The following is a 20,531-nucleotide window of genomic DNA, read 5'->3' as shown; positions in this document are numbered from 1 at the left end:
GGGCTGGGCTGGGCTGGGCTGGGCTTGGCTTGGCTGGGATGGGGAGGTGGGATGGATTGGCCAGAAGGGAGCCAGGGAAAGGTAAGGGGAGAAGTTAAGGGAAAAGTGAAGGGAGAGGGCTGATTGACCACCAATTCTCAGGTGGCGATATTGGGGAAAGGCCCGCCAGCCATCCCAAAAAACAAGAGGCCACCCCGTGGGGTGGCCTCTTTTATGCTCGACGAGCCGCGATGGCGGGGGGCACTTAGGCCGCCTTGGCCAAAGTTACCTCATCACTCTTTTTGACCCGCAGTTTTTTCAGGGCAACCGCTACCACGCCGGTGACGATGGCACCGCAGATCATGCAGAGCAGGGCCAGCAGCGGCTTGTTGACCGCGCCCAGCAGGGCCACGATGGGGCCACCGTGGGCGACGCTGTTGGTGATGCCAAACAGGAAAGCCATCACAGCTGCGGTCATGCTGCCCAGAATGTTGGCCGGGATCACGGCCAGCGGGTCACGGGCGGCGAACGGGATCGCCCCTTCGGAGATACCCACCAGACCCATGGCACCGGCGGCTTTACCCGCTTCGATTTCAGAGGCATCGAAGATACCGAGCTTGCGACCGAGTACGGTAGCCAGCGACATGCCAAGGGGCGCGGCCGGGATGGCGCAGGCCATGGCACCCATAAACTGGGTCTGACCGGAGGCGATCATGCCGACGGAGAAGAGGAAAGCCACCTTGTTGACCGGGCCACCCATATCAAAGCCGGCCATACCACCCAGCACGATACCCAGCAGCACCAGACTGCCACCGCTCATGGAGAGCAGCATGGCGTTGAGGCCAGTCATCATGTCGGCAATCGGGGCGCCGATGATGAAGATGAATACCGCAGCGATAAACAGGGAGCCGACGATGGGGGCGATCAGGATCGGCACCAGCGGTTGCACCATCTTGTGGTACTGGCGAGTGGCAATCCAGCGCACCAGATAACCGACCAGGAGGCCCGCAATGATGGCACCGATAAAGCCGGTACCGGCATCCGCGCCGTAGAAGCTGCCGTTGTTGGCGATCCAGCCGCCGATAAAGCCCGGTGCCAGCGCCGGACGATCACCGATGGCGTAGGCGATATAGCCCGCGAGAATGGGGATCATCAGGGTGAAGGCGGCCACGCCCACGTTGAGGATCTGGTTCCACATGCTCCCTTCGGGGATCTGCATGCCGCTCGGGGTCGGGTTGCCGCCGATGGCCAGTGACAGGGCGATCAGCAGACCACCGGTCACTACAAACGGGATCATGTGCGATACGCCGTTCATCAGGTAGCGGTAGAGATCCGAGCTGCCGCCGCTGGCGCGCTTCTCGTCACCCTTCTTCTCATCCTTGTCAGCCACATAGGCGGGGGCTTTCAGGGCCTGCTCAATCAGACCCTTGCCATCCTTGATGGGGGCTTTTACGCCGGTTTTGATGAGCGGCTTGCCAGCGAAGCGGGCCATGTCCACCTGCTTGTCACAGGCGACCACGATGGCGCTGGCGCGGGCGATCTCGTCCGCAGTCGGGCTGTTCTTGACGCCGATGGAGCCGTTGGTCTCCACCTTCACCTCATAACCGAGCTCCTTGGCGGCGCGCTCCAGCGACTCGGCTGCCAGATAGGTATGGGCGATACCGGCCGGGCAGCCGGTGACACCGATGATAAAGCCTTTGCTGGTGGTAGGGGCCGCGCTCTGCTCCTCTTTCTTGGCCAGCAGCAGCGCCAGCGCATCGGCCGGAGCTTTCGCCGCCAGCAGCTTGGCGATAAAGCCCTCTTCGATCAGCTTGCCGGAGAGCTCGGCCAGCACCTCGATATGGTGGTTGGCGCCACCGGCCGGGGAGGCAATCATGAAGAACAGTTTGGACGGCTTGCCATCTTCGGCGCCGTAGTCGATGCCGTTGCGGCTGATGCCGATGGCGACTGCCGGGGTGCTGACCGCCGCACTCTTGGCGTGGGGCAGGGCAACACCCTCTTCAAAGCCGGTGTTGTCCAGCTCTTCACGGGCCCACAGATCCTTGACGAACTGCTGCTCGTCGCTGACCTTGCCTTGCGCGACCAGCAGGCGGGCCATCTCGGTGAAGACCTCCTCCTTGCGTGTCGCTTTCAAATCGAGATTGATCAGATGTTCATTGATCAAGGTGGTTATCATGGCGCTCTCCCCGCTCCGTTGCCGGAGCCTGTTGGCATGCCGCCCTTGCAGGCCGGCATGCAGACAAAATTGACCCGACTATTATCGCGCTGGGGCAGAGGTCACCCTATCGGACAAATGTGCGAATAACTGGATTTTTGTGCGCCATTACCTTGAGTGTGACCCTGATCGCAAAGCTGAACAGCTGCCGACTTGGGGGCGGATTGAATCGCTCATATTTTTATTGATGATTAAAACCAATTGGTTGTGTTTGTTCGTGGTTCAGCGCTTTGGCCGTGCGGTGAGTTTTTACGCAGTGGATGGGCGCGCTCTTTCTATAAATTTGTGAGGTGAAAATCGGCGGCGGGATGTGAGCCAACGCACAGAAATGCCCCCGCTGGCGGGAAGCGAGGGGCAAGCGCAGGGGAAGCGTGAGCAACAAGCTGGAGAAATGAGTTGCACCATCGCTGCCAGATAGCTCACCACAACGGGCAAGAAACCCCACAGCCATCGGCGCACCGTAGGGTGCAATGAACAAAAGTGGATTGCACCGCCTGTTTGGGCAGGCTGGGTGGTGGCAAAGATAGAGGTGCAATGCGCTGCGCTTATTGCACCTTACTGGATTGATATTGATTACGCGAGAATCTTAATGCCTGTAAAAATTCAAGTTTGCAGGTTAACTTTTGGCTATTGCTTCTGGAAGATAAATCCAGCGGATAAGAGGACCTTTTCTCGATGCAAAGCGAATTTTAATCCAATCATCTTTTTGCCCGAGAGTTTCTACCTTGTCATTATGAATAAGATAGGCTTTGGTCTTTGATGTTTTTTCAGGTGATGAGTAGAGAAACACTTTCTCGGATGTGACTGGCCAGAGAATTTTCTTGCCATCAAAGTCAATCGCAACGGTGTCCAGTTTATCACCCTTATTATTAAATGTGTGCTCGTAAAGAGGGAAGGTCTCAATCTCGGAGTTCTGGATCTGATACTCTGTTGTTTTATATAGCCAGAGTTCACCCTGAGGATTATATTCGTAAGTGTCGTAATACCATACAGGGCCGGAGCGGCAAGAGCTAACCAAAGAAAGATCGTCTAATCGAACTGCAAGGTTATAGAGATCCCCGCAGGCAGAGGCGGGCATTTTATAGTCCGCAAATTTTAACTTTTTAAATGCTGCATTTATATGGTCATACAAGAATACATAAAAGACGGTATTTACCATGCCGAGAGAGCTAGAGATTGCGATATCTTTGTAACCGTCAAAGTTGAAATCTTTTATGATAATGTCAGATTGAAGTTCATCATCAACACATATCAGTGTTTCTTTCTCTTTTCCGGTAGCCAATAAATAATAACAGTCATTTTCTTTTTGTATTTCAATTTTGACTCTGTCAATCATATAAGATGAGTTTGTCTTTGCTGAGACGGAGAAACACAGCAATAAAGCTGTAATGATGACAAGATATTTCATGGTAATTTATTCTTCTGCGTGAGTTTTTGAAAAGTGTTGCTTTCGTATTTTATTTACTTTCTTGGACAGTTTTTATAAGTGTGAGCTGGTTTTTATCAACAATGTAATAGTTCGTGTAATAAACAAAATGTTTTCCGTCTTGACTGTTTTCAACTTTAACCGTTGTGAGAAGGCTGCTATCAATTTGGGGAGATTCTATCCATTCTCCCACACGGATATCAGATTCATCATTTACATCATATGAGCTATAAGCATTAAATACCATATCAAGTACCTTGCCCGTGCGTTTGTTGACAAGGACTTGATCATAACAACCAGATGAACCACATCCCCAGCCTGTCAGTACATATTCACCAGCATATACTGGTTTTTGTGACAAGGCCGCGGTAAGTCGGGTTCGGAATGTTCTGGCCAATTCAGAGTCTAGTGAAAGCTTGGCAGGCTTACCTCTATATACAGGTGGTGCCGGGTAGTCTTCTGTCCGAGGTGAAACTTGAGATCCGGTTTCATTAGCAAATGTGATTTGGCTGGATAACCCGAGGAAAAACAATAAATAAATTGCGCGTGCTTTCATAATTTTTTGTCTTGGTGTTCAACTGTTTATTTACACTAAGTTTTTAAAAGTCATTTAACTCTTAAACTTCTCAGCTCTTTATGTGGATTGTGTGGTAAGCAGTTAACGTATGCCTTAGCCGTATGATTATTGCCCATATCATCAACAATAGTGCAAGTCAGGTTACAAGGCTTACCAAGATCACGACGCCAGAAATGGTAGTGGTGTTGGTATTCTGCTTCAAATTCAGATGTTACTGTGACAGAAACTATCCAGTGGATAGGTATTTTCTTATTACATACTAATTTAGTAAGCAATTCTGAATATGATAGAGACATGAGCTTCAATTCATTTATATCTGGAGTTACGACTTTGGTAATCAACTCTATAGAAACGATTTTTGACTCTTTAGATTCAAGAGCTTTGTACAGTTTTCCTAATCCCCAGTATCCATCTATATCATTGTTTCTACTCGCAAAAGAATTGATGATGCCTGATGCTACACATATTAACTCTGTTCTACGCCCCATATTTATCCTCTACAGGAACTAGCCACCTTAGTTGTGACCAGCGCTCAAACTCCAATGGCTAGTTACTAGTTGGTTAAGATAGAGATTTACCTCTGTGCGAGTCGTGAAACGGTGCTTGTCGTTTGGGAATCGATCAAACAGCTCGCGATGGAATTGGCGGGAGCTTTTGCCGGCTCGCTGCCCATATTCCGATGCCCACTCCAGCAGTTGTTGAAAACTCTCTTCGGCTGCCACTGCATCCCGTTGCCTGGCACTTTGTGATCCGCGCGATAGCAGTGAATCACGGCATACAGACCAGTCGAGATCCAGAAAAAGCAGGGTATTGGCCGCATCAAGCAGTTGCTCGGCCAGGGCACCAAATACCCCTTCGACCACCCATGATGGCTCTTGAGCAAGTGTTTGAATGGCATGATCAATCTCATGCTGGGGCCGTTTTTGGTTAAAGCCGCCCGGTTGCCAGACAATGGTGCCCAGATTGACCTCTCGGATAGTTAACTGCTCAGCCAATCGAGCCGCCAACCAGCTCTTGCCCGATCCCGAGTTGCCAATAATCAGAATTCGTTTCATCTCTGAGCGCTCTTTTCTGGAACATCTCGTATGTTGGGCCAAACATCGTAGGTTGGAGCTGAACGAAGTGAAGCCCAACGTTTACCGCGACAATATCTTAATTGCTTACATCGACTTCAATCGCCCTTGGAAATGGCGGTAAACATCATCGTTATTAAAGCCATCTACATTCTGGCTGGAGAAAATAAGCGGGGTGACGCCTTGTACCAGCGCCAGTTTCTGCGCTTCGACTACCAGCGTATTGATCAGCACCATGCCGGAGATGGAGGAGAAGGCGCCAGTGACCCGATCATTGACTTCGCACAGGCCATCGCCCGGCGGCACGCAGTTGTCCAGTACCAGATCGGCCAGCTCCATCAGTTTCTGGCCTGAAGGGTGACGACTCGGATTTTGTGCCGATTGCGCCACCGAGGTAATAGCGATCACCTTGTGGCCGCGTACTCTGGCAAGCTGGGCCCACTCGATGGGCAGGGCGTTGCGCCCCGAATTGGAGATGACCACCATCAGATCCCCCGGCGCAATCGGCTGCTCCTCCCACAGGATGGCGGCAAGCCCGGGCAGTTTTTCCAGCGCCGAACTGCGCAGGGCGCCATCGGCTGTGGTGACGGTGGAGTCGAGCACGGCGTTGATATTGCCAAGGCCACCGGCACGGATAAACCCCTCCAGCCCGACCATATGGGAGTGCCCGGTGCCCAGCATATGGATCATCTTGTTGTGGACGATGGCCTCGCTAAACCAGTGGGCCGCCTGCCGGATCCCGGCTTCGTTCTGGCTGACCATGGTAGCGATGCGCGCTTGCAGTTTTTCGACGTACTCAAACATAACGGCGGGATCCTTGTGGATTGCTGGAGAGGGGGGTGTAGCCCTGGTGTGGCCAAGCGGCACGCTACCGCCCCTGGACGACAGCCTCCACTCTGCTGCTGTTAACCGGCGATGTGGCGGGAGGGGATGGCGCTATGGTGGCCAGAGCGATCTCGGCAACGCCCTTCCCAATCCCGGTTGCCAAGTGAGCCATGGTAATCAAGGTGGGGGCGATGCAAAACCGGCAGTAGGTAAAAACCTGCCAAGGATCAACAAACTACTTGCTTGATGGCGGGACTTGATTCGGTTGGTTGTGTGACGGATGACAGGTTGGAGCCATCAATACTCCAGAAACTTCTCCCCGCAGCGTTCGCAGATCAGATGTTTTACATGGGTGGTCTGGTAGGCCAGTGTTTCACCAAACGCCCAGTTGGTGATGCTGCTGGAAGTAAAGGCTTGCCAGAAGGCTTTGCGCGGATCCTTAGGCATGATGTCCTGGCTGTGATCGCGGGCGACCAGCACCACGATATGGCGGGTACGTTCTCTGCATTTGTCACAGCGATGGATTTCACTCGGCGGATTCTGGTCGTGCGGGTTGCTCATAAATGGGCTCGTGATGAGAGGGAGGTGCCCATCATATTCCTCTCCACTTGGCTCTCAATTTCTCCTTGCCGGCGCAGTGAGCTGGCTCACGTTTTGCGCTGCTGCGGGCTTGTCCAGCCAGCTCAGGCCGATTCCCGCTTCTGCGGTTTGCAGGTGAGCCGTGATGATATGGCGGGTTGGGACGAGCTCGGGTTGCTGCATCCGGGTCAGCAGTCGTTTTGCCGCCTGACGGCCGATTTCGCGGGCCGGTGAGCTGACGAAAGTGAGGGCGGGTGTAAGGTCAACTTGATGTGGATTTGAAAACATAACGGGGCCATCAGTGATGGCTCCGTTATGGTTGCGCTGTTTTCCCTTATGAGCAGACGCCGATATCAGGCGCGAATGGTCGTCGGGATAGTGCAATTCTGGCGTGACATGTCTGGTTCGATTGCGGGCTCGCTGAGCTCTGTAGCTGCTAGTGCAGTGCCTTGGGTCAGGGCTTCAGCCTGATGCAGCATGCGGCTGACCATATCGGTCAGGAGATCCACATCCAGCTTGTCCAGCCACTCGCGACACCAGAGCAGGGTGCTCTGCTCGCTGTCTCTACTGAGTTGCAGCACAGGCCAGTCGGCCATGGCGGCGAGGGAGGGGGTCTGGATATCCCCCAGCGGAATAAACAGGGTCACCAGTTGATCCCGCTCGCGAATATGGAGGCTGAAGGGGCCCGCCTGCAGATCCAGCCCTTCTTCGTGCAGGCACTCCTGCGGCAGGGTTAGCTGGCGAACGAGGGTTGATAGCATGGCATGGAACATCATTAATCCTCCCGATGGGTGTTATCAAAGACCGACTCTGTGGGCGGCCACAGGTTGGAGATAGGGGGGCGGGCAGGGGTACCGACCAGTGGCGCCCCTATGGTGGCGGCCCAGGGGTCGACTACCTTGGCGTGTGGCCCCCAGCTTTCCGGCTTGGTGAGTTCACTCCCCTCGGCGCGGCCAATCACCACAAAGCAGTGGGTCTGGGCGTGACCTTGTGCACCACGATGGGCCAGCACTTCGATCCGCTGGTCACTGTTGTGGCGCAGCAGTTCGGCCGCCGCCGAATAGGCCAGGGTCGAGCAGCAACCGGCCTTGGCGTCATCCACCGCCTTGGCGATGTTTTCCATGGTGCGCAAGGAGAGTGGCTGCTTGTTTCTGGTTATCTGGATGGCGGCCATATTGGCGCTGTTGTTGGCGCGCTGGTTGGCTGCCAGGCGCTGGGGATCCTGCCCGAAGGCGTTGAGTTTGCCGATGATCTTCTGATAGCTCGGGTTGTTGGGCTGGACAAAGGTCTGGGCGTCGGTGCAGGCGTAGCTGCCCAGTTTTTCCAGTCCGGCCATGCTCTTTTGCAGCAGGGCCTGGGTGCCACCTGCCATCACTTTCGGTTCATGTCGCGGGGCGGCTCTGGTGATGGCCCCCTGTTCTGCCAGGGCCTGCTTCAGTTCATTCAGACGAGCGCCGCGTGCAGCCACTTCTTTGGGGTGGTGCTGCTCCCAGTGCTGGATCGCATCCTGCACCCGCTGCGCTTTGCCGCTATCGGGGGCGCTTTGCAACTGGCGCAGGACGCTGATGACCTGCTTGAGATCGCTGCTCTGGAAGTGGCCGATGCCACGCTTGACGGATTGTTCGAACAGCTTGTTACCCTTGGCTAGCAGCGGGCTGGCCTCTGTCTGCTGGGGCGATGCTGGGCGGTTGAGGTGAATGTGTCCACCGATTGCTGGTAAGGCCATGATGTGATTCCCGACAGGGTTGACGATAAGGGGATGATACCGAGCCGTGACGGCGCGCTATATCGGGGAGCGGTCGGGGATTTGTCAGTTTTCCGCGTGTTGTGCTGTTTGTTCGGCGATGTGGGCAGCTTGCTGCCCTACCACTGTGGCCCTTCGCTCTGGCGCCACTGCTCCAGCCAGCGCAGAACCTCGGCGGTCGCCTCAATCTGGTCGGCGGGAATGTAGTTGTTGAGTTGGGCATCCCGATAGAGGGCTCGGGCCAGCGGGATGCGTTGCAGCACCGGGATCCCCTCCTCTTCGGCAATCTTGCGTACCTGCAGCGCCTGGGCATCGGTGAACTTGAGGGTCACCACAGGCAGCGGCGTTTCTCCCCGCTCGTAGCGGATACCGATGGCGATATGGGTCGGGTTGGCGACGATGACCGAGGAGCGCTTGACGTCAGCGCGCATGTTGCTCGATTGCAACTCCTGATGGAACTGGCGGCGCTTGCTCTTGATCTCGGGGCTTCCCTCCATCTCCTTGTACTCCCGCTTCACCTCGTCCTTGCTCATCTTGAGCTGCTTGATGTGCTGGTAGTGTTCGAAGGCGTAGTCAGCGATGGCTATCACCACAAAGCCCATGGCGCAGACCGCCATCAGCTGGCCCAGCATGCCTCCCAGCACCGGGGTGATGCAGCTCATGCCGCAGCCGGGCAACTGGAGCATCGCTTGCAGATTGCCCTTTATGGTGACCCACACCAAGAGGCTCAGGAGACTCACCTTGAGCAGGGATTTGACAAACTCCATCAGGCTCTTGATGGAAAAGATCTTCTTGGCCCCCTCCACCGGATTGATCTTTTTGATGTCGGGCTTGATGGACTCGCCACTCAGCAGAAAACCGTACTGGGCGAAATGGGATGCGAGTACCACCAGCACCGCGACCGCGAGGAGCGGAATGCAGAGATAGGCCATCTCCTGTATCAGGTTCTCCACTACATGGTTGAGCGCCTGGGTAAAGGGGAGGTTGATGTGGGATTCCGGGATCATCATCAATTTGCCCAGATGTTCGAGGTAGTAGTCGGACATCGCCATCAGCATGCCCACCAGACTGAGGATGATGGCGGTGGAGACCACCTCCTTGCTCTTGACCACTTGCCCCTTCTGGCGGGCATCCCGCAACTTTTTGGGGGTGGGTTGTTCGGTCTTCTCGCCGCTCATCGCGCCTCCAGAATGGGGATCAGCAGTTGCAGCGGATCCATCACTGCCAGCACCTGTTGATAGGCGTGGTCCATCATCAGCTTGATGTAGATGACCAGCAACAGGCTGGCGACGGCGCTTTTTATCGGCATCGCCAGCACGAAGACGTTAAGTGAAGGGGCGAAGCGGCTGATCAGCGCCAGCCCGAATTCGGCCAGAAACATGGCGATCAAGAGCGGCGCGGCCAGCAAAGCGCAGAGTAGCAACATATGGCTGAACTGGCTGTAGAAAAAGTTGACCCACTGCTCGTCGATGGTGGGGAAAAAATGCGCCACCGGCCAGCTGATATAGCTCTGGAACAGGGCGGCCAGCAGGGCGAGAAAGGCGCCGCTGGCAAAGAAGAGGGTGATCAGGGTCTGGGTCAGCAGCAAGCCGGTGGGACTGGTCTGGCTGCCGAGACTCGGGTTGAACAGGGAGCCCATGGCGGCACCGCGCTGGTTGTCGATCAGAAAACCGCTCGCCTCGATGGCCCAGAAGGGGATGGCGGCGACAAAGCCGATCAGCAGGCCGAGCAGCACCTCCTTGGCGATCAGCATGGCCAGCGCCATGCCGTCGATCTGATCCGGCAAGGTGTCGGCGACCGTGGGGTAGGCGTAGAGCGCCAGCGAGCAGACCACGCCGTTGCGGATCATCGCCCCTCCCAGCATCTGTTTGCTCAGTACCGGCAGCATCACGAAGCAGCTGATAAAGCGCGGCAGCAGCAGGGTATAGGCCAGCACCTGGGCCTGCAGGCTCTCCAGCGTCATTGGATCTGCGGCACCTTGAACAACACCATATCGGCAAAGCTGTAGAGCTCGTTACCCAGCCAGGCGGTGGTGGCAAACAGGGTGATCACCACGGCGATCAGCTTGGCGACAAAGCCCAGGGTCTGCTCCTGGATCTGGGTCAGTGCCTGCAGCAAAGAGACAAGGGTGCCCACCAGCGCCGCTACCAGTACCGGTGGCATGGAGAGGATCAGTACCAGCCAGAGCGCCTGGCTGGTGAAGTGAAGGATATCGGCGTGACTCATGCTAGCCTCCGTAACTGATGACCAGCCCGTGGGTCAGGCGGGCCCAGCCATCGAGCAGCACGAACAGCAGCAGCTTGAATGGCAGCGAGATGGTCATGGGGGAGACCATCATCATCCCCATCGCCAGCAAGATGTTGGAGATGATGAGGTCGATGGCGATAAAGGGCAGGTAGATGAGAAACCCGATCTCGAAGGCGCGGCTCAGCTCGCTCACGGTAAAGGCGGGCAGCAGGATCAGCAGGCTATCGGGCTCCAGCCGGTCGGCATATTTGCTGGGCCAGAGCTGCTTGGTGCTGTCGATAAAGAAGGCGTGCTCCCGCGGTTTTATCTGCTTTTTCAAAAAGTCGCGGTAGGGGGCAATCCCCTCATCGAGGAACTTCTCCACCGATTCGGCTTTCGCCAGCGACACCTCGTTCTGGCGCAGGTAATCCTGGGTGGCAAAGCCAACCGGCGCCATCACATAAATGCTGAGAATGATCGCCAGCCCGTACATCGCCATGTTGGGGGGGATCTGCTGCACCCCGAGGGCGTTGCGCAGCAGCGAGAAGACCACCGCCAGCTTGACGAAGGAGGTGGCCATCACGGCGATAAAGGGGAGCAGAGCCAGCAGCGCCAGCCCGACGATCAGGTTTAGCTCGTCTGGCAACTGGATCATGATTGTGACTCGTTGTCGAGGCGTTCGACCCGTACACCCAGGCGACCCTGGATCTCCACCAGTCGCCCCACTCCCAGCGAATGGCCATTGCTGATGATGCGCACTTCACCATCGAGGGGCGTGCCAAGATCGATCAGGGCGCCCGGTTGCAGGCTGGTGAGGGTATGCCAGTCCAGGGTCTGGCGGCCCACTTCGAAGCTCACCTGGATCGGCAGTTGATCCAGTTCGGTCGGGCCGAAGGGTTCAGCGGAGGCAGCATTATACATGGCAGTCAGTTCCAGATGTTGTTGATGGGGTTGGCAGTAGGCAAAGGGGCGACCCTCCACGCAGATCAGCAGTTGCTGGCCGAGTTGCGGATGGGGTGGCGGCAGCAGCACATCACCGATAGCGAGGGTGGCGAGCTCATCCATGGTCAGCCCCATCTCGCCCCACTGCAGGGAGAGGATGAGGGGCAACGGCAACCGCTGCTGCCGTGGCCGTGGTGGCAGCTTGTTCAGCAAGGGCTCGGGCTGCGGCAGCCAGAGAGTGAGACTGGCCCCTTCCCGTTGCAACAGCAGTTGCAGCGCGGGCTCGCCGGTCTGAACGTTACTCTCCGGTCGGGTCAGCGCCGAGCAGCTGAGGCCACCGAGGGGTTGTCCCAGCCGTTCGATCAGTGCCAGTTGCAGCGGCTCGGGCAGGCTGAACAGCGCCGCCTGCTGCAGATCGGGCGCCAGCCAGTGAGCCAGCTCGGCGCCGTGGCACAACAGCGGCAGAGAGAGCCCCTGCCACTGCAGTTGCAGCCGGGTATCGAGTGTCGCAGGCGGCAAACCGATGGCGAGGAGAAGCTCGCCGCCACTCCAGCCAAAGTGCTGGCGGTATTGGCTCAGGGTCTGCTGTAAAGTCAACTCCGCCAGCGAGGCGGAGGTGAGGGCAATCGGTGTCATGCGTCGGCATCCCACTCTTCGTAGATGGATCGTTTATGGCGTGAGCCCTGCTCACTGTCAGGCTGGCCGAAGAGATCGAGGGCGACCCGCTCGCCGGGATAGAGCCGTTGCAGGCGGTCGACCAGATCGCTGCGCCCCTGATTGAGCAGCAGCTCACCTTGCGCCGTGGCGAGGATCTCGATCTGCAGCTCGCCATGGTGGTGAGCGATGCGAATGGAGAGATCGCCCAGCTGTGGTAACGTCAGGCGCAGCAGTGGCGGGCGCTCCGGGCGGCCCAGCTCCTGATAGATATCCACTGCCAGCCGTTCCAGCAGTTGACCCAGCTCCCGATTATTCTCGGCTGGTGCCAGCCGGGCGAGCTGCAGATCCCCTGGGGTCACGGCAAGGGGAGCGATCCAGATTGTCGGGTTGGTAAAGAGCTCATTTTGGGGGGCTGTTTCACCTGTAGTGACAGACTTGAGCGCCACCAGCGGTGGTATTTCTGCGTCAAGTTGAGCTACCTGTTCACCGACCTCCGTTGGCTGGGGGGGGGCCAGTTCGGGAGTTATCACCTCGCTGTCCGTTGCCAATGGCAGTAGATGTGGCGTGGTATTGGCGAGGGTATGTATCGGGTTGGCGCTGCTTGCTTCATGAACCTCCATGACTGGACGCTGTTCATCAAGCCACTCGTTTTCAGTCAGCGTGGCTTGGGTAATATGACCATAGGGCTGGGTAATAATGGCGGTTAGCCCCAAACCTGCAGAGCTTTCGAGCAAGCTTGTCTCTGGAGCGCTTTGCATGCTCTCCGGTTGCGCGGTGAGCTTGCTCCCAATCCCCTCGGTGAGCGGCAGAGACTCGTTGAGGGGCGTTGAAATTACATCGCTGCTGGCATGTGTTGGCCTCAGTGCAGCCGGATTAGCGGTTATCGTCAGTATGGGGGGGCGTTGATCCTTGTCCTGAGCAGTGGGTTGTGTGTACTTGGTTTGTTGACGAGATGTGCGAGCCTTATCAAGCGTCAGTGTTATAGCATTTATTGGTGCAATGGCTGGTGGCACGAGTGGTGTGTTGGCCGTTACCGCTATTGGGTTTGTGTCGAGCAGTTCAGCGCTAGAATGTGCAGCAAAAGTGGGTTTGTCGTGCCTTTCTTTAGCTGAGATATCTGTTGCTGCCACTCGCTCATCAGTAAGGCGTTGGCTCTGATCTCCGTTAGAAGGGGTGAATGTTAGCTGTTGCGGGTTGGTTTGCTCGCTCCCCTGCCGCTGTTGTTTTGCAGTGATCTCTTTGTTGTCCGGCTGCGTGCCTTTGGTTGTGTGGTGTAGGGGAACTTGCTTGCCAGCTTCTGAGGGCGCGCGGTAGATATTCTGTTGCGGCAAGGGGTGGACGTCCGTCACTCTCTGTGAATGACGAATCTGCCCTTTACCATCAGGCTGCGGGTTGTGGCCGCGTTCTTTGAGGTTCTGATCCAGCCGCATCGCTTGCTCGAAACGCTGCTGTTGCGACCGATTGGCTTCAGCCATCTGGGTATCGCCCCGGGCTGTCACTGTGCCCTGTATCGGGAGGATTCGGTTCATGACTCGTTACATCCTGATCTGCTGGCGGAACTCTTCCTGTTCCTGCTCTTCGTTGTAGTCACGCAGGGCTTGCTGTGAGGCTTGCTCCTGACGGTGTAGTTCGGCAAATTTCTGTTGCTGCTGGCAGGCTCGGTGTACCGCCTGCTGGCGCTCCTGCAAACGGATGCGCTCTTCGGCGACCCGCTCGGCCTGTTCGGCCGCAGTTTGTTCAAGCTGGGCCTCTTTCTCCCGCAGCAGCGCCACTTGCTGTTGCCACGCCTTGAGCCCCTTGCGATCGAGCTGCTCCGCCTGACAGATGGCAAATAGCCGCTCCTCTTCGGCAAGGCGCCACTGGCGATAGTCGAGACTCTCCTGCTCCGCTTCGCGTTGGCGAACGCGGGCGAGTTGCACCCGAGCCTGCTGGGCGGCGAGCTGCTGCTCGGCCCGATCCAGCCGCAGGTCTTTTATTCGTTGCAGGCGGCCAATCATCGGGTCAGCGCCTCCAGAGTCGAGAGGGCTTCCGGCAGTGAGCTGGGTTCATGGGTGCCTTGCCTGAGCCACTGGCGAATAGTCTCGATGCGGGCGATCGCCTCATCGGCCACTTTGTCCTGCCCTTTCTGGTATTCGCCGATCTGCAGCAGCAGCTCCACCTCTTCATATTTCGCCAGCCAGCTGCGCAGTCGACCTGCCTGAGCCTGATGCTCGGGCTCGATGATCTGGTTCATCACCCGGCTGGCTGAGCGCAGCACGTCGATGGCCGGGTAGTGGTTGGCCGCCGCCAGTTTGCGCGACAGGATGATGTGGCCATCGAGGATGGATCGGGTCTCGTCAGCGACCGGCTCTGTCATGTCATCCCCTTCTACCAGCACGGTATAGAGGGCAGTGATGGAGCCCTTGTCTGACTGACCGGCCCGCTCCATCAGGCGGGGCAGGGCGGCAAACACCGACGGTGGATAGCCCCGTCGGGTCGGCGGCTCACCGGCGGCTAGGCCAATCTCTCGCTGGGCGCGAGCAAAACGGGTGACGGAGTCCATCAGCAGCAGCACCCGCTTGCCCTGATCGCGGAAATACTCGGCGATGGAGGTGGCGACAAAGCCCGCCTTGGCCCGCTCCATTGCCGGGCGATCCGAGGTGGCCACTACCAGCACGGCCTTTTTTAAACCCTCCTCTCCCAGATCCGCCTCGATAAATTCCCGCACCTCACGGCCCCGCTCACCGATCAGCGCCAGCACGGTGACATCCACCTCGGCGCTGCGAATAAGCGACGCCAGCAGGGTGCTCTTGCCACCACCGGCGGCCGCGAAGATCCCCATCCGTTGCCCCTCACCGCAGGTGAGCAGGCCGTCGATGGCGCGAATACCCAGCGAAATGGGCTCGGCGATGCGTTTGCGGCTCATGGGTGCGGGCGCATCCCGATAGACCGGGTACCAGGCATCTGGCTCCGGCAGATGGCCACCGCCAAAGGGGTTGCCGAGGCCATCGAGCACCTGGCCGAGCAGATGCTCGCCGACCCCGACCTGATGCATGGCTCCGGTCGGGCTTACCTCGGTGTTGGAGGAGATGCCGAACATCTCGCCAAGGGGGGTGAGGAGCGCCTGATGCTGGGCAAAGCCGATCACCTCCGCCTGCAGGGAGAGGGTGTTGTCGGGGTTGCGCAGATGGCAGAGCTCGCCGATCCGCACTCCCGGGACCACCGCCTTGAGCAGGGTGCCGGTCACCTGAGTGACCCGGCCACGGATCTGGATCAGGCGGCACTCGTCGATGGCGTGACGAAGCTGGTCGGGGATGTGGTCGAGGGAGAGGGTCATAACAATCTGCGCCATTGAAACTGGTGGCCACTATAGGGGATGGGGGGCTACGGGGATTTCAGCGCGAGTCGGGACTTTTTAGAAAACCGTTGGGGGCGGGCTAAAAATTCACGGCCGATTTTGGCATAGGGAGGCGAGGGCGATTTTTATAATGCCATCCTCGTCAATCCATTCGTCACGGGAGTTTCCATGGCCATTATCCAGAGCAACCCCTATGCCCCTGCCGCCCAGCCCGAGCTGCGCGGAGCAGAGGTCGCATCTCGTCAGGCTCCCCTGCAGGGAGGACAGTTTCAGGGGGAGCGGGTCGTGCTGGCCAGTGCCGCTCAGTCGCTGGCCGATGCCGCCGAAGAGCTCACCTTTGTCTTTTCCGAGCGCGCTGAGCTTTCGCTCGCCAAGCGCAAGCTGAGTGACAGCCATGCCCGCATCAGCGAGATCGAGGCGCTGGTCGGGGACTACCTCGACAAAGTGCCGGAGCTCGAACGCCAGCAGAAGATCAAGGAGATGGTGAGCCACCTCGGCAGCGGTCGGCTGGCCAATCTCTCCCAGCTGCTGGCCTACCTCGAGAGCTATTCGGGGGAGGTGAGCGAGCAGTTCGAGGCGCTCTGCCAAGCGCGCAAGGCCCTCGCCGGACGACCGGAGATGCAGGGCACCCTGGCGCTGGTGGAGCAGGCGCTGGCCAAGCTGGCGGACGAGCAGGGCAGTGCCATCGTGCTGGGGGCGCGCATTACCGGCCCCGCGGCCGAAGCGGCCAAAGCTGGCGTGGGAGCCGAGCAGGATCTGCGGGATCTCTATCGCGATGCGGTGCAGGACTACCGTGCCCTTTCTGCCGCCTGGCGCGATATTCACAGTCGCTTTGGCAACGGAGCGCTGGAGAAGGTGACCGGCTTCATGATGAAGGCCCTGAGCGCCGATCTCGACAGCCAGCAGCGCTGGCTCGACCCGGTCAAGCTGGAACGGGTGATGAGCGACATGCACAAGCTGCGGCTGCTCAACACTCTCTCGGCGCAAGTGGACGAGCTGTGGCAACGAGTGAAGGAGGGCTCGGCCCATGGCATACGGGCCTTCTGATCTGATGGGCGATCTGATCGCCCTGGTGGAGAAACGCTGGGCCAGCGTGCGGGATGTGGAGCAGGTCGGTGTGGCTCTTGAGCTGTCAGAGTGTCGCCAGCAGGTACTGCTCTATCAAGAGCTCAAGCGGCTGATCCGCCTGCTGCCGGTGGATCTGTTCAGTGAGGAGGAGCAGCGCCAGAACCTGTTGCAGTGCTGTCAGGGGGCGCTCGATAACGCCATCGAGCGGGAAGAGGATGAGTTGTCTGGAGAGTCGTCATGAACTGGATTGAACCCCTGCTGGTGCAGTTTTGCCAGGATCTGGGCATCACCATAGGGGATAACCCCCATTCGCTGATCCAGCTTGAACTGGAGCAGAGCGGCACTCTGCAACTGGAGCGCCATCAGGGGCAACTGACCCTCTGGTTGGCCCGCGCCGTGCCATGGCATCAGATTGGCGAGGCGATCCGCCGCGCCATGACCTTGACCGCCGCGGCGCAAGGCCCGGCACTGCCGGTGCGCAGCGGCTGGTTGGGGGAGGATCAGCTTATCCTTTTCGTCACTCTCGATGAGCGGGCCGTGACTCTGCCCCAGCTCCATCAGGCCGTGACCACCCTGACACGGTTGCAGCGAGAGGTGCTGGCGTCATGAGTCGGATCACTGCCGCGCATATCGGTATCGAGCAGCTCAGTGCCATTTCTCTTGACGATCAGGAGCGAAGCCTGCCGGGGCGTTATGCCCTGTTGCCCGATGGCCAGTCCATCGAACCCCATATCAGCCGCCTTTACCCCGAGCGGCTGGCGGATCGGGTGCTGCTCGATTTCGCCACCCCGGATCGCGGCTTTCACGACTTGTTGCGGCCGGTCGATTTCAATCAGGCGATGCAGGGTCTGCGAAGTGTGCTGGCAGAAGGGCAGAGCCCCGAGGTGCGAGCGGCCGCTGCGCTGCTCGAAAAAATGCACGCCGATGAACAACTGATGCAGATGACCCTTCACCTGCTGCACAAGGTATGACCATGGTGCTTACGTCACAGCAGCAGGATGCGCTGCTGCTCACCGGCTGGTTGCAACTGCAATATGGCCACCCTGACAAGGCGTGCGTCCTGCTGGCCGCCCTGCTGCAGATCCACCCCGACCATCAGGGAGGGCGACGGACCCTGCTGGTGGCCCTGATCAAACAGGGGGAGGGGGAGGCTGCGTTAGCCCATGTTGATCAGCTGATGCAACAAGGGGAGGCCGACGGCCCGCTCTGGCTCTGCCGCAGCCGAGCCTGCCAGTTGGCAGGGCGGTTGGATGAAGCCCGTTTTGCCTATCAACAATACCTCGAACTGGAAGAGCAGAATGAATCAACGCTCCCTTGAGCTGCTGCGCCGGATAGGCGAGCGCAAGGACATCATGCTGGCGATCCTGCTGCTGGCCATCGTCTTTATGATGGTCTTGCCGCTGCCGCCGGTGGCCCTCGATATCCTGATTGCCATCAACATGACCATCTCGGTGGTGCTGTTGATGATGGCGGTTTATATCAATTCGCCGCTGCAGTTCTCCGCCTTTCCGGCAGTGCTGCTGATCACCACCCTGTTCCGGCTTGCCTTGTCGGTGAGTACCACCCGGATGATCCTGCTGCAGGCCGATGCGGGGCAGATTGTCTACACCTTCGGCAACTTCGTGGTGGGGGGCAATCTGGTGGTGGGGATCGTCATCTTCCTCATCATCACCATCGTCCAGTTTCTGGTGATCACCAAGGGCTCGGAGCGGGTCGCCGAGGTGAGTGCCCGTTTCTCCCTCGATGCCATGCCGGGCAAGCAGATGAGTATCGACGGTGACATGCGCGCCGGGGTGATCGACGTGCACGAGGCGCGGGATCGCCGCGGGGTCATCGAGAAGGAGAGCCAGATGTTCGGCTCCATGGATGGCGCCATGAAGTTTGTGAAGGGGGACGCCATCGCGGGCCTCATCATCATCTTCGTCAACATCCTCGGCGGCGTCACCATAGGGGTGACCCAGAAGGGGTTATCCGCCGCCGATGCGCTGCAGCTCTACTCCATCCTGACGGTAGGTGATGGCATGGTCTCCCAGGTGCCGGCGCTGCTGATCGCCATCACCGCGGGGATCATCGTTACCCGGGTCTCCTCCGAAGAGTCTTCCGATCTGGGTACCGATATCGGCGCCCAGGTGGTGGCCCAGCCCAAGGCGCTGCTGATAGGTGGTCTGCTGCTGGTGCTGTTTGGTCTGATCCCGGGCTTCCCGATGATCACCTTCTTTGCGCTGGCGGCCATCGTCACGGCGGGCGGTTACTTTATCGGCTTGCGTCAGCGCAAGGCGCAGAGCAGCAACAGTCAGGATCTTCCTGCCGTGCTGGCGCTGGGGGCGGGAGCCCCCGCCGCCCGCAGCAAGCCAAAACCGGGCAGCAAGCCTCGGGGCAAGCTGGGGGAGAAGGAGGAGTTCGCCATGACGGTGCCGCTCCTGATCGATGTGGATGCCGCTTTGCAGGCCGAGCTGGAGGCGATTGCCCTCAACGACGAACTGGTGCGGGTGCGCCGCGCCCTCTATCTCGATCTCGGGGTGCCCTTCCCGGGTATTCACCTGCGTTTCAACGAGGGGATGGGGCCCGGCGAATACCTGATCCAGCTGCAGGAGGTGCCGGTCGCCCGCGGTCTGCTGCGCCCGGGCCATCAGCTGGTGCAGGAGAGCGCCTCCCAGCTGGATCTGCTGGGGATCCCCTACGAAGAGGGGGCGCCGTTACTGCCGGGACAATCGACCTTGTGGGTCGCTAATGAACATCAGGAGCGGCTGGAGAAGTCACGGCTGGCCACCCTCACCACCGATCAGGTGGTGACCTGGCATCTATCCCATGTGCTGCGGGAATATGCCGAGGACTTTATCGGCATTCAGGAGACCCGCTACCTGCTGGAGCAGATGGAGGGGAGTTATGGCGAGTTGGTGAAGGAGGCGCAACGCATCATCCCGCTGCAGCGGATGACCGAAATTTTGCAGCGGCTGGTGGGGGAGGATATCTCCATCCGCAACATGCGCGCCATCCTCGAGGCGATGGTGGAGTGGGGCCAGAAAGAGAAGGATGTGGTGCAGCTCACCGAGTACATCCGCAGCAGCCTCAAGCGCTACATCTGCTACAAGTACGCCAACGGCAACAACATCTTGCCTGCCTATCTGCTCGATCAGCAGGTGGAGGAGCAGATCCGCGGCGGCATTCGCCAGACCAGTGCGGGCAGTTACTTGGCGCTCGATCCCACCATTACCCAGAGCTTCCTCGATCAGGTGCGCCATACCGTCGGTGATCTGGCCCAGATGCAGAACAAACCGGTGCTCATCGTCTCCATGGATATCCGCCGCTATGTGCGCAAGCTCATCGAGGGGGATTACCATGCCCTGCCGGTGCTCTCCTATCAGGAGCTGACCCAGCAGATCAATATCCAGCCCCTCGGGAGGGTCTGCCTGTGAGCGGGGACCCGTTAACTACTGACCCCCTGATCCCCTGGCTGCAAGCCAGGGGAGTGGCGGTGGTACCTCACCATCTGGGGGCGACTCCCATCCAGATCGGCCACGGTTTTTGCTATCGCCAAATTTATCTCGCCTGGCGCTTTGATCCTGCGACCCGACGGGTCTGGATCCTGCTGGTGCGCCGAGAGGGGGAGCGGGCCGGACTGGCCAATCCCTTTGCCGCCCTCTATCTGCTGGCCGAAGCCACTCTGACAGCGCTCGGGCCGGGCCATTACCTCTACGGCAACGTCGATGTCTTTCGTGGCAGTAGCCTGAGCAGTGAGCGGCTCGGGCGCTTCTACCTGCGCTGGACGGGAGCCAGTGAACCCGAGCCCGGCTGGTTCATGCTGGCTGCCGAGCAGGTCTGTTCCCTGCGAGATATGCGAAAACGACAAAAGCACGGCCTTGCGTGACAGGCATGTCCAAAA

25 protein-coding genes and 1 pseudogene are annotated in these 20,531 nt (G+C 58.6%); 7 read left to right on the top strand and 19 right to left on the bottom strand.

Features of this window, described 5'->3' with window-relative positions; all coding sequences use genetic code 11:
- Window positions 1–244: 244 nt before the first annotated feature.
- The 19 genes and pseudogenes from ACW5XC_RS17595 to ascN all read right to left on the bottom strand — a co-directional run bounded on the left by ACW5XC_RS17595 (window position 245) and on the right by ascN (window position 15,559).
- The gene (locus tag ACW5XC_RS17595; protein ID WP_074042603.1) at window positions 245–2,155 is read right to left on the bottom strand and encodes a fructose-specific PTS transporter subunit EIIC; all 1,911 of its coding nucleotides are present in this window, start codon (window positions 2,153–2,155) and stop codon (window positions 245–247) included.
- Window positions 2,156–2,375: 220 nt separating this feature from the next.
- Window positions 2,376–2,645 carry a hypothetical protein gene (locus tag ACW5XC_RS17590; RefSeq protein WP_143182503.1) on the bottom strand — a complete coding sequence of 90 codons (270 nt, stop codon included), beginning with the start codon at window positions 2,643–2,645 and terminating at the stop codon, window positions 2,376–2,378.
- 165 nt (window positions 2,646–2,810) lie between these two features.
- Entirely contained in the window at window positions 2,811–3,602 is a 792-nt protein-coding gene (locus ACW5XC_RS17585) for an XAC2610-related protein (protein WP_042054035.1), read from the bottom strand.
- Window positions 3,603–3,651: 49 nt separating this feature from the next.
- Entirely contained in the window at window positions 3,652–4,176 is a 525-nt protein-coding gene (locus ACW5XC_RS17580; RefSeq protein WP_143182504.1) for a hypothetical protein, read from the bottom strand.
- Between the two features lie 50 nt (window positions 4,177–4,226).
- Window positions 4,227–4,685 carry a hypothetical protein gene (locus ACW5XC_RS17575; RefSeq protein ID WP_074042604.1) on the bottom strand — a complete coding sequence of 153 codons (459 nt, stop codon included), beginning with the start codon at window positions 4,683–4,685 and terminating at the stop codon, window positions 4,227–4,229.
- A 27-nt stretch (window positions 4,686–4,712) separates the two neighbouring features.
- Window positions 4,713–5,252 carry a P-loop NTPase family protein gene (locus ACW5XC_RS17570; protein WP_042054038.1) on the bottom strand — a complete coding sequence of 180 codons (540 nt, stop codon included), beginning with the start codon at window positions 5,250–5,252 and terminating at the stop codon, window positions 4,713–4,715.
- A gap of 105 nt (window positions 5,253–5,357) precedes the next feature.
- Window positions 5,358–6,074: a sugar isomerase domain-containing protein gene (locus ACW5XC_RS17565; protein WP_042054041.1), complete on the bottom strand. Its 717-nt coding sequence runs from the start codon at window positions 6,072–6,074 to the stop codon at window positions 5,358–5,360.
- A gap of 318 nt (window positions 6,075–6,392) precedes the next feature.
- Window positions 6,393–6,656 carry a hypothetical protein gene (locus tag ACW5XC_RS17560; protein ID WP_005334591.1) on the bottom strand — a complete coding sequence of 88 codons (264 nt, stop codon included), beginning with the start codon at window positions 6,654–6,656 and terminating at the stop codon, window positions 6,393–6,395.
- Between the two features lie 135 nt (window positions 6,657–6,791).
- A pseudogene (locus ACW5XC_RS17555) lies at window positions 6,792–6,935 on the bottom strand (substrate-binding domain-containing protein); the annotation flags it as partial.
- 92 nt (window positions 6,936–7,027) lie between these two features.
- A complete protein-coding gene (locus tag ACW5XC_RS17550) occupies window positions 7,028–7,450 on the bottom strand; it encodes a type III secretion system chaperone family protein (RefSeq protein ID WP_042054045.1) in 423 nt (140 codons plus the stop codon).
- Window positions 7,450–8,400, bottom strand: coding sequence for a hypothetical protein (locus ACW5XC_RS17545; RefSeq protein WP_042054047.1), 951 nt, complete (start codon window positions 8,398–8,400; stop codon window positions 7,450–7,452). The genes ACW5XC_RS17550 and ACW5XC_RS17545 overlap by 1 nt, the downstream gene beginning before the upstream one ends.
- 137 nt (window positions 8,401–8,537) lie before the next feature.
- Window positions 8,538–9,596 (bottom strand): SctU family type III secretion system export apparatus subunit AscU, encoded by a 1,059-nt coding sequence (gene ascU, locus ACW5XC_RS17540; RefSeq protein ID WP_042054050.1) that lies wholly within the window; start codon window positions 9,594–9,596, stop codon window positions 8,538–8,540.
- Window positions 9,593–10,381, bottom strand: a complete 789-nt coding sequence (gene ascT, locus ACW5XC_RS17535; protein WP_042054052.1) for a SctT family type III secretion system export apparatus subunit AscT — start codon at window positions 10,379–10,381, stop codon at window positions 9,593–9,595. Before ascT ends, ascU begins: the two co-directional genes overlap by 4 nt.
- A complete protein-coding gene (ascS, locus tag ACW5XC_RS17530; protein WP_005334586.1) occupies window positions 10,378–10,644 on the bottom strand; it encodes a SctS family type III secretion system export apparatus subunit AscS in 267 nt (88 codons plus the stop codon). The genes ascT and ascS overlap by 4 nt, the downstream gene beginning before the upstream one ends.
- Before the next feature lies 1 nt (window position 10,645).
- Window positions 10,646–11,299 carry a SctR family type III secretion system export apparatus subunit AscR gene (gene ascR, locus ACW5XC_RS17525; RefSeq protein ID WP_005334585.1) on the bottom strand — a complete coding sequence of 218 codons (654 nt, stop codon included), beginning with the start codon at window positions 11,297–11,299 and terminating at the stop codon, window positions 10,646–10,648.
- Window positions 11,296–12,222, bottom strand: a complete 927-nt coding sequence (gene ascQ / locus ACW5XC_RS17520) for a SctQ family type III secretion system cytoplasmic ring protein AscQ (protein ID WP_042054053.1) — start codon at window positions 12,220–12,222, stop codon at window positions 11,296–11,298. Before ascQ ends, ascR begins: the two co-directional genes overlap by 4 nt.
- Window positions 12,219–13,373 carry a type III secretion system needle length determinant gene (locus ACW5XC_RS17515; RefSeq protein ID WP_236727574.1) on the bottom strand — a complete coding sequence of 385 codons (1,155 nt, stop codon included), beginning with the start codon at window positions 13,371–13,373 and terminating at the stop codon, window positions 12,219–12,221. Before ACW5XC_RS17515 ends, ascQ begins: the two co-directional genes overlap by 4 nt.
- A gap of 405 nt (window positions 13,374–13,778) precedes the next feature.
- Window positions 13,779–14,240 carry a type III secretion system central stalk protein AscO gene (gene ascO, locus ACW5XC_RS17510; protein WP_042054055.1) on the bottom strand — a complete coding sequence of 154 codons (462 nt, stop codon included), beginning with the start codon at window positions 14,238–14,240 and terminating at the stop codon, window positions 13,779–13,781.
- Window positions 14,237–15,559 carry a SctN family type III secretion system ATPase AscN gene (gene ascN / locus ACW5XC_RS17505; RefSeq protein WP_042054143.1) on the bottom strand — a complete coding sequence of 441 codons (1,323 nt, stop codon included), beginning with the start codon at window positions 15,557–15,559 and terminating at the stop codon, window positions 14,237–14,239. The genes ascO and ascN overlap by 4 nt, the downstream gene beginning before the upstream one ends.
- 189 nt (window positions 15,560–15,748) lie before the next feature.
- On the opposite strand from ascN, the gene aopN reads away from it, so the two are divergent.
- The 7 genes from aopN to ACW5XC_RS17470 are packed head-to-tail and all read left to right on the top strand — an operon-like array spanning window position 15,749 to window position 20,516.
- Window positions 15,749–16,627, top strand: coding sequence for a SctW family type III secretion system gatekeeper subunit AopN (gene aopN, locus ACW5XC_RS17500; RefSeq protein ID WP_042054058.1), 879 nt, complete (start codon window positions 15,749–15,751; stop codon window positions 16,625–16,627).
- Window positions 16,608–16,889 (top strand): type III secretion system gatekeeper subunit Acr1, encoded by a 282-nt coding sequence (acr1, locus tag ACW5XC_RS17495; RefSeq protein WP_042054061.1) that lies wholly within the window; start codon window positions 16,608–16,610, stop codon window positions 16,887–16,889. Before aopN ends, acr1 begins: the two co-directional genes overlap by 20 nt.
- The gene (gene acr2, locus ACW5XC_RS17490; protein ID WP_042054063.1) at window positions 16,886–17,257 is read left to right on the top strand and encodes a SycN family type III secretion system chaperone Acr2; all 372 of its coding nucleotides are present in this window, start codon (window positions 16,886–16,888) and stop codon (window positions 17,255–17,257) included. Before acr1 ends, acr2 begins: the two co-directional genes overlap by 4 nt.
- Window positions 17,254–17,619 (top strand): type III secretion system protein AscX, encoded by a 366-nt coding sequence (gene ascX, locus ACW5XC_RS17485; protein ID WP_042054064.1) that lies wholly within the window; start codon window positions 17,254–17,256, stop codon window positions 17,617–17,619. The genes acr2 and ascX overlap by 4 nt, the downstream gene beginning before the upstream one ends.
- Entirely contained in the window at window positions 17,616–17,966 is a 351-nt protein-coding gene (gene ascY, locus ACW5XC_RS17480; protein WP_155397225.1) for a type III secretion system chaperone AscY, read from the top strand. The genes ascX and ascY overlap by 4 nt, the downstream gene beginning before the upstream one ends.
- Window positions 17,899–20,064, top strand: coding sequence for a SctV family type III secretion system export apparatus subunit AscV (gene ascV, locus ACW5XC_RS17475; protein ID WP_321969351.1), 2,166 nt, complete (start codon window positions 17,899–17,901; stop codon window positions 20,062–20,064). The genes ascY and ascV overlap by 68 nt, the downstream gene beginning before the upstream one ends.
- Window positions 20,061–20,516 carry an LcrR family type III secretion system chaperone gene (locus ACW5XC_RS17470; protein ID WP_042054066.1) on the top strand — a complete coding sequence of 152 codons (456 nt, stop codon included), beginning with the start codon at window positions 20,061–20,063 and terminating at the stop codon, window positions 20,514–20,516. The genes ascV and ACW5XC_RS17470 overlap by 4 nt, the downstream gene beginning before the upstream one ends.
- Window positions 20,517–20,531: the final 15 nt, after the last annotated feature.

The organism is Aeromonas sp. 25-AL00135 (genome assembly GCF_054052385.1).
Note: the sequence above shows the minus strand (reverse complement) of the source record. Positions and strands in the feature narration are given on the sequence as shown.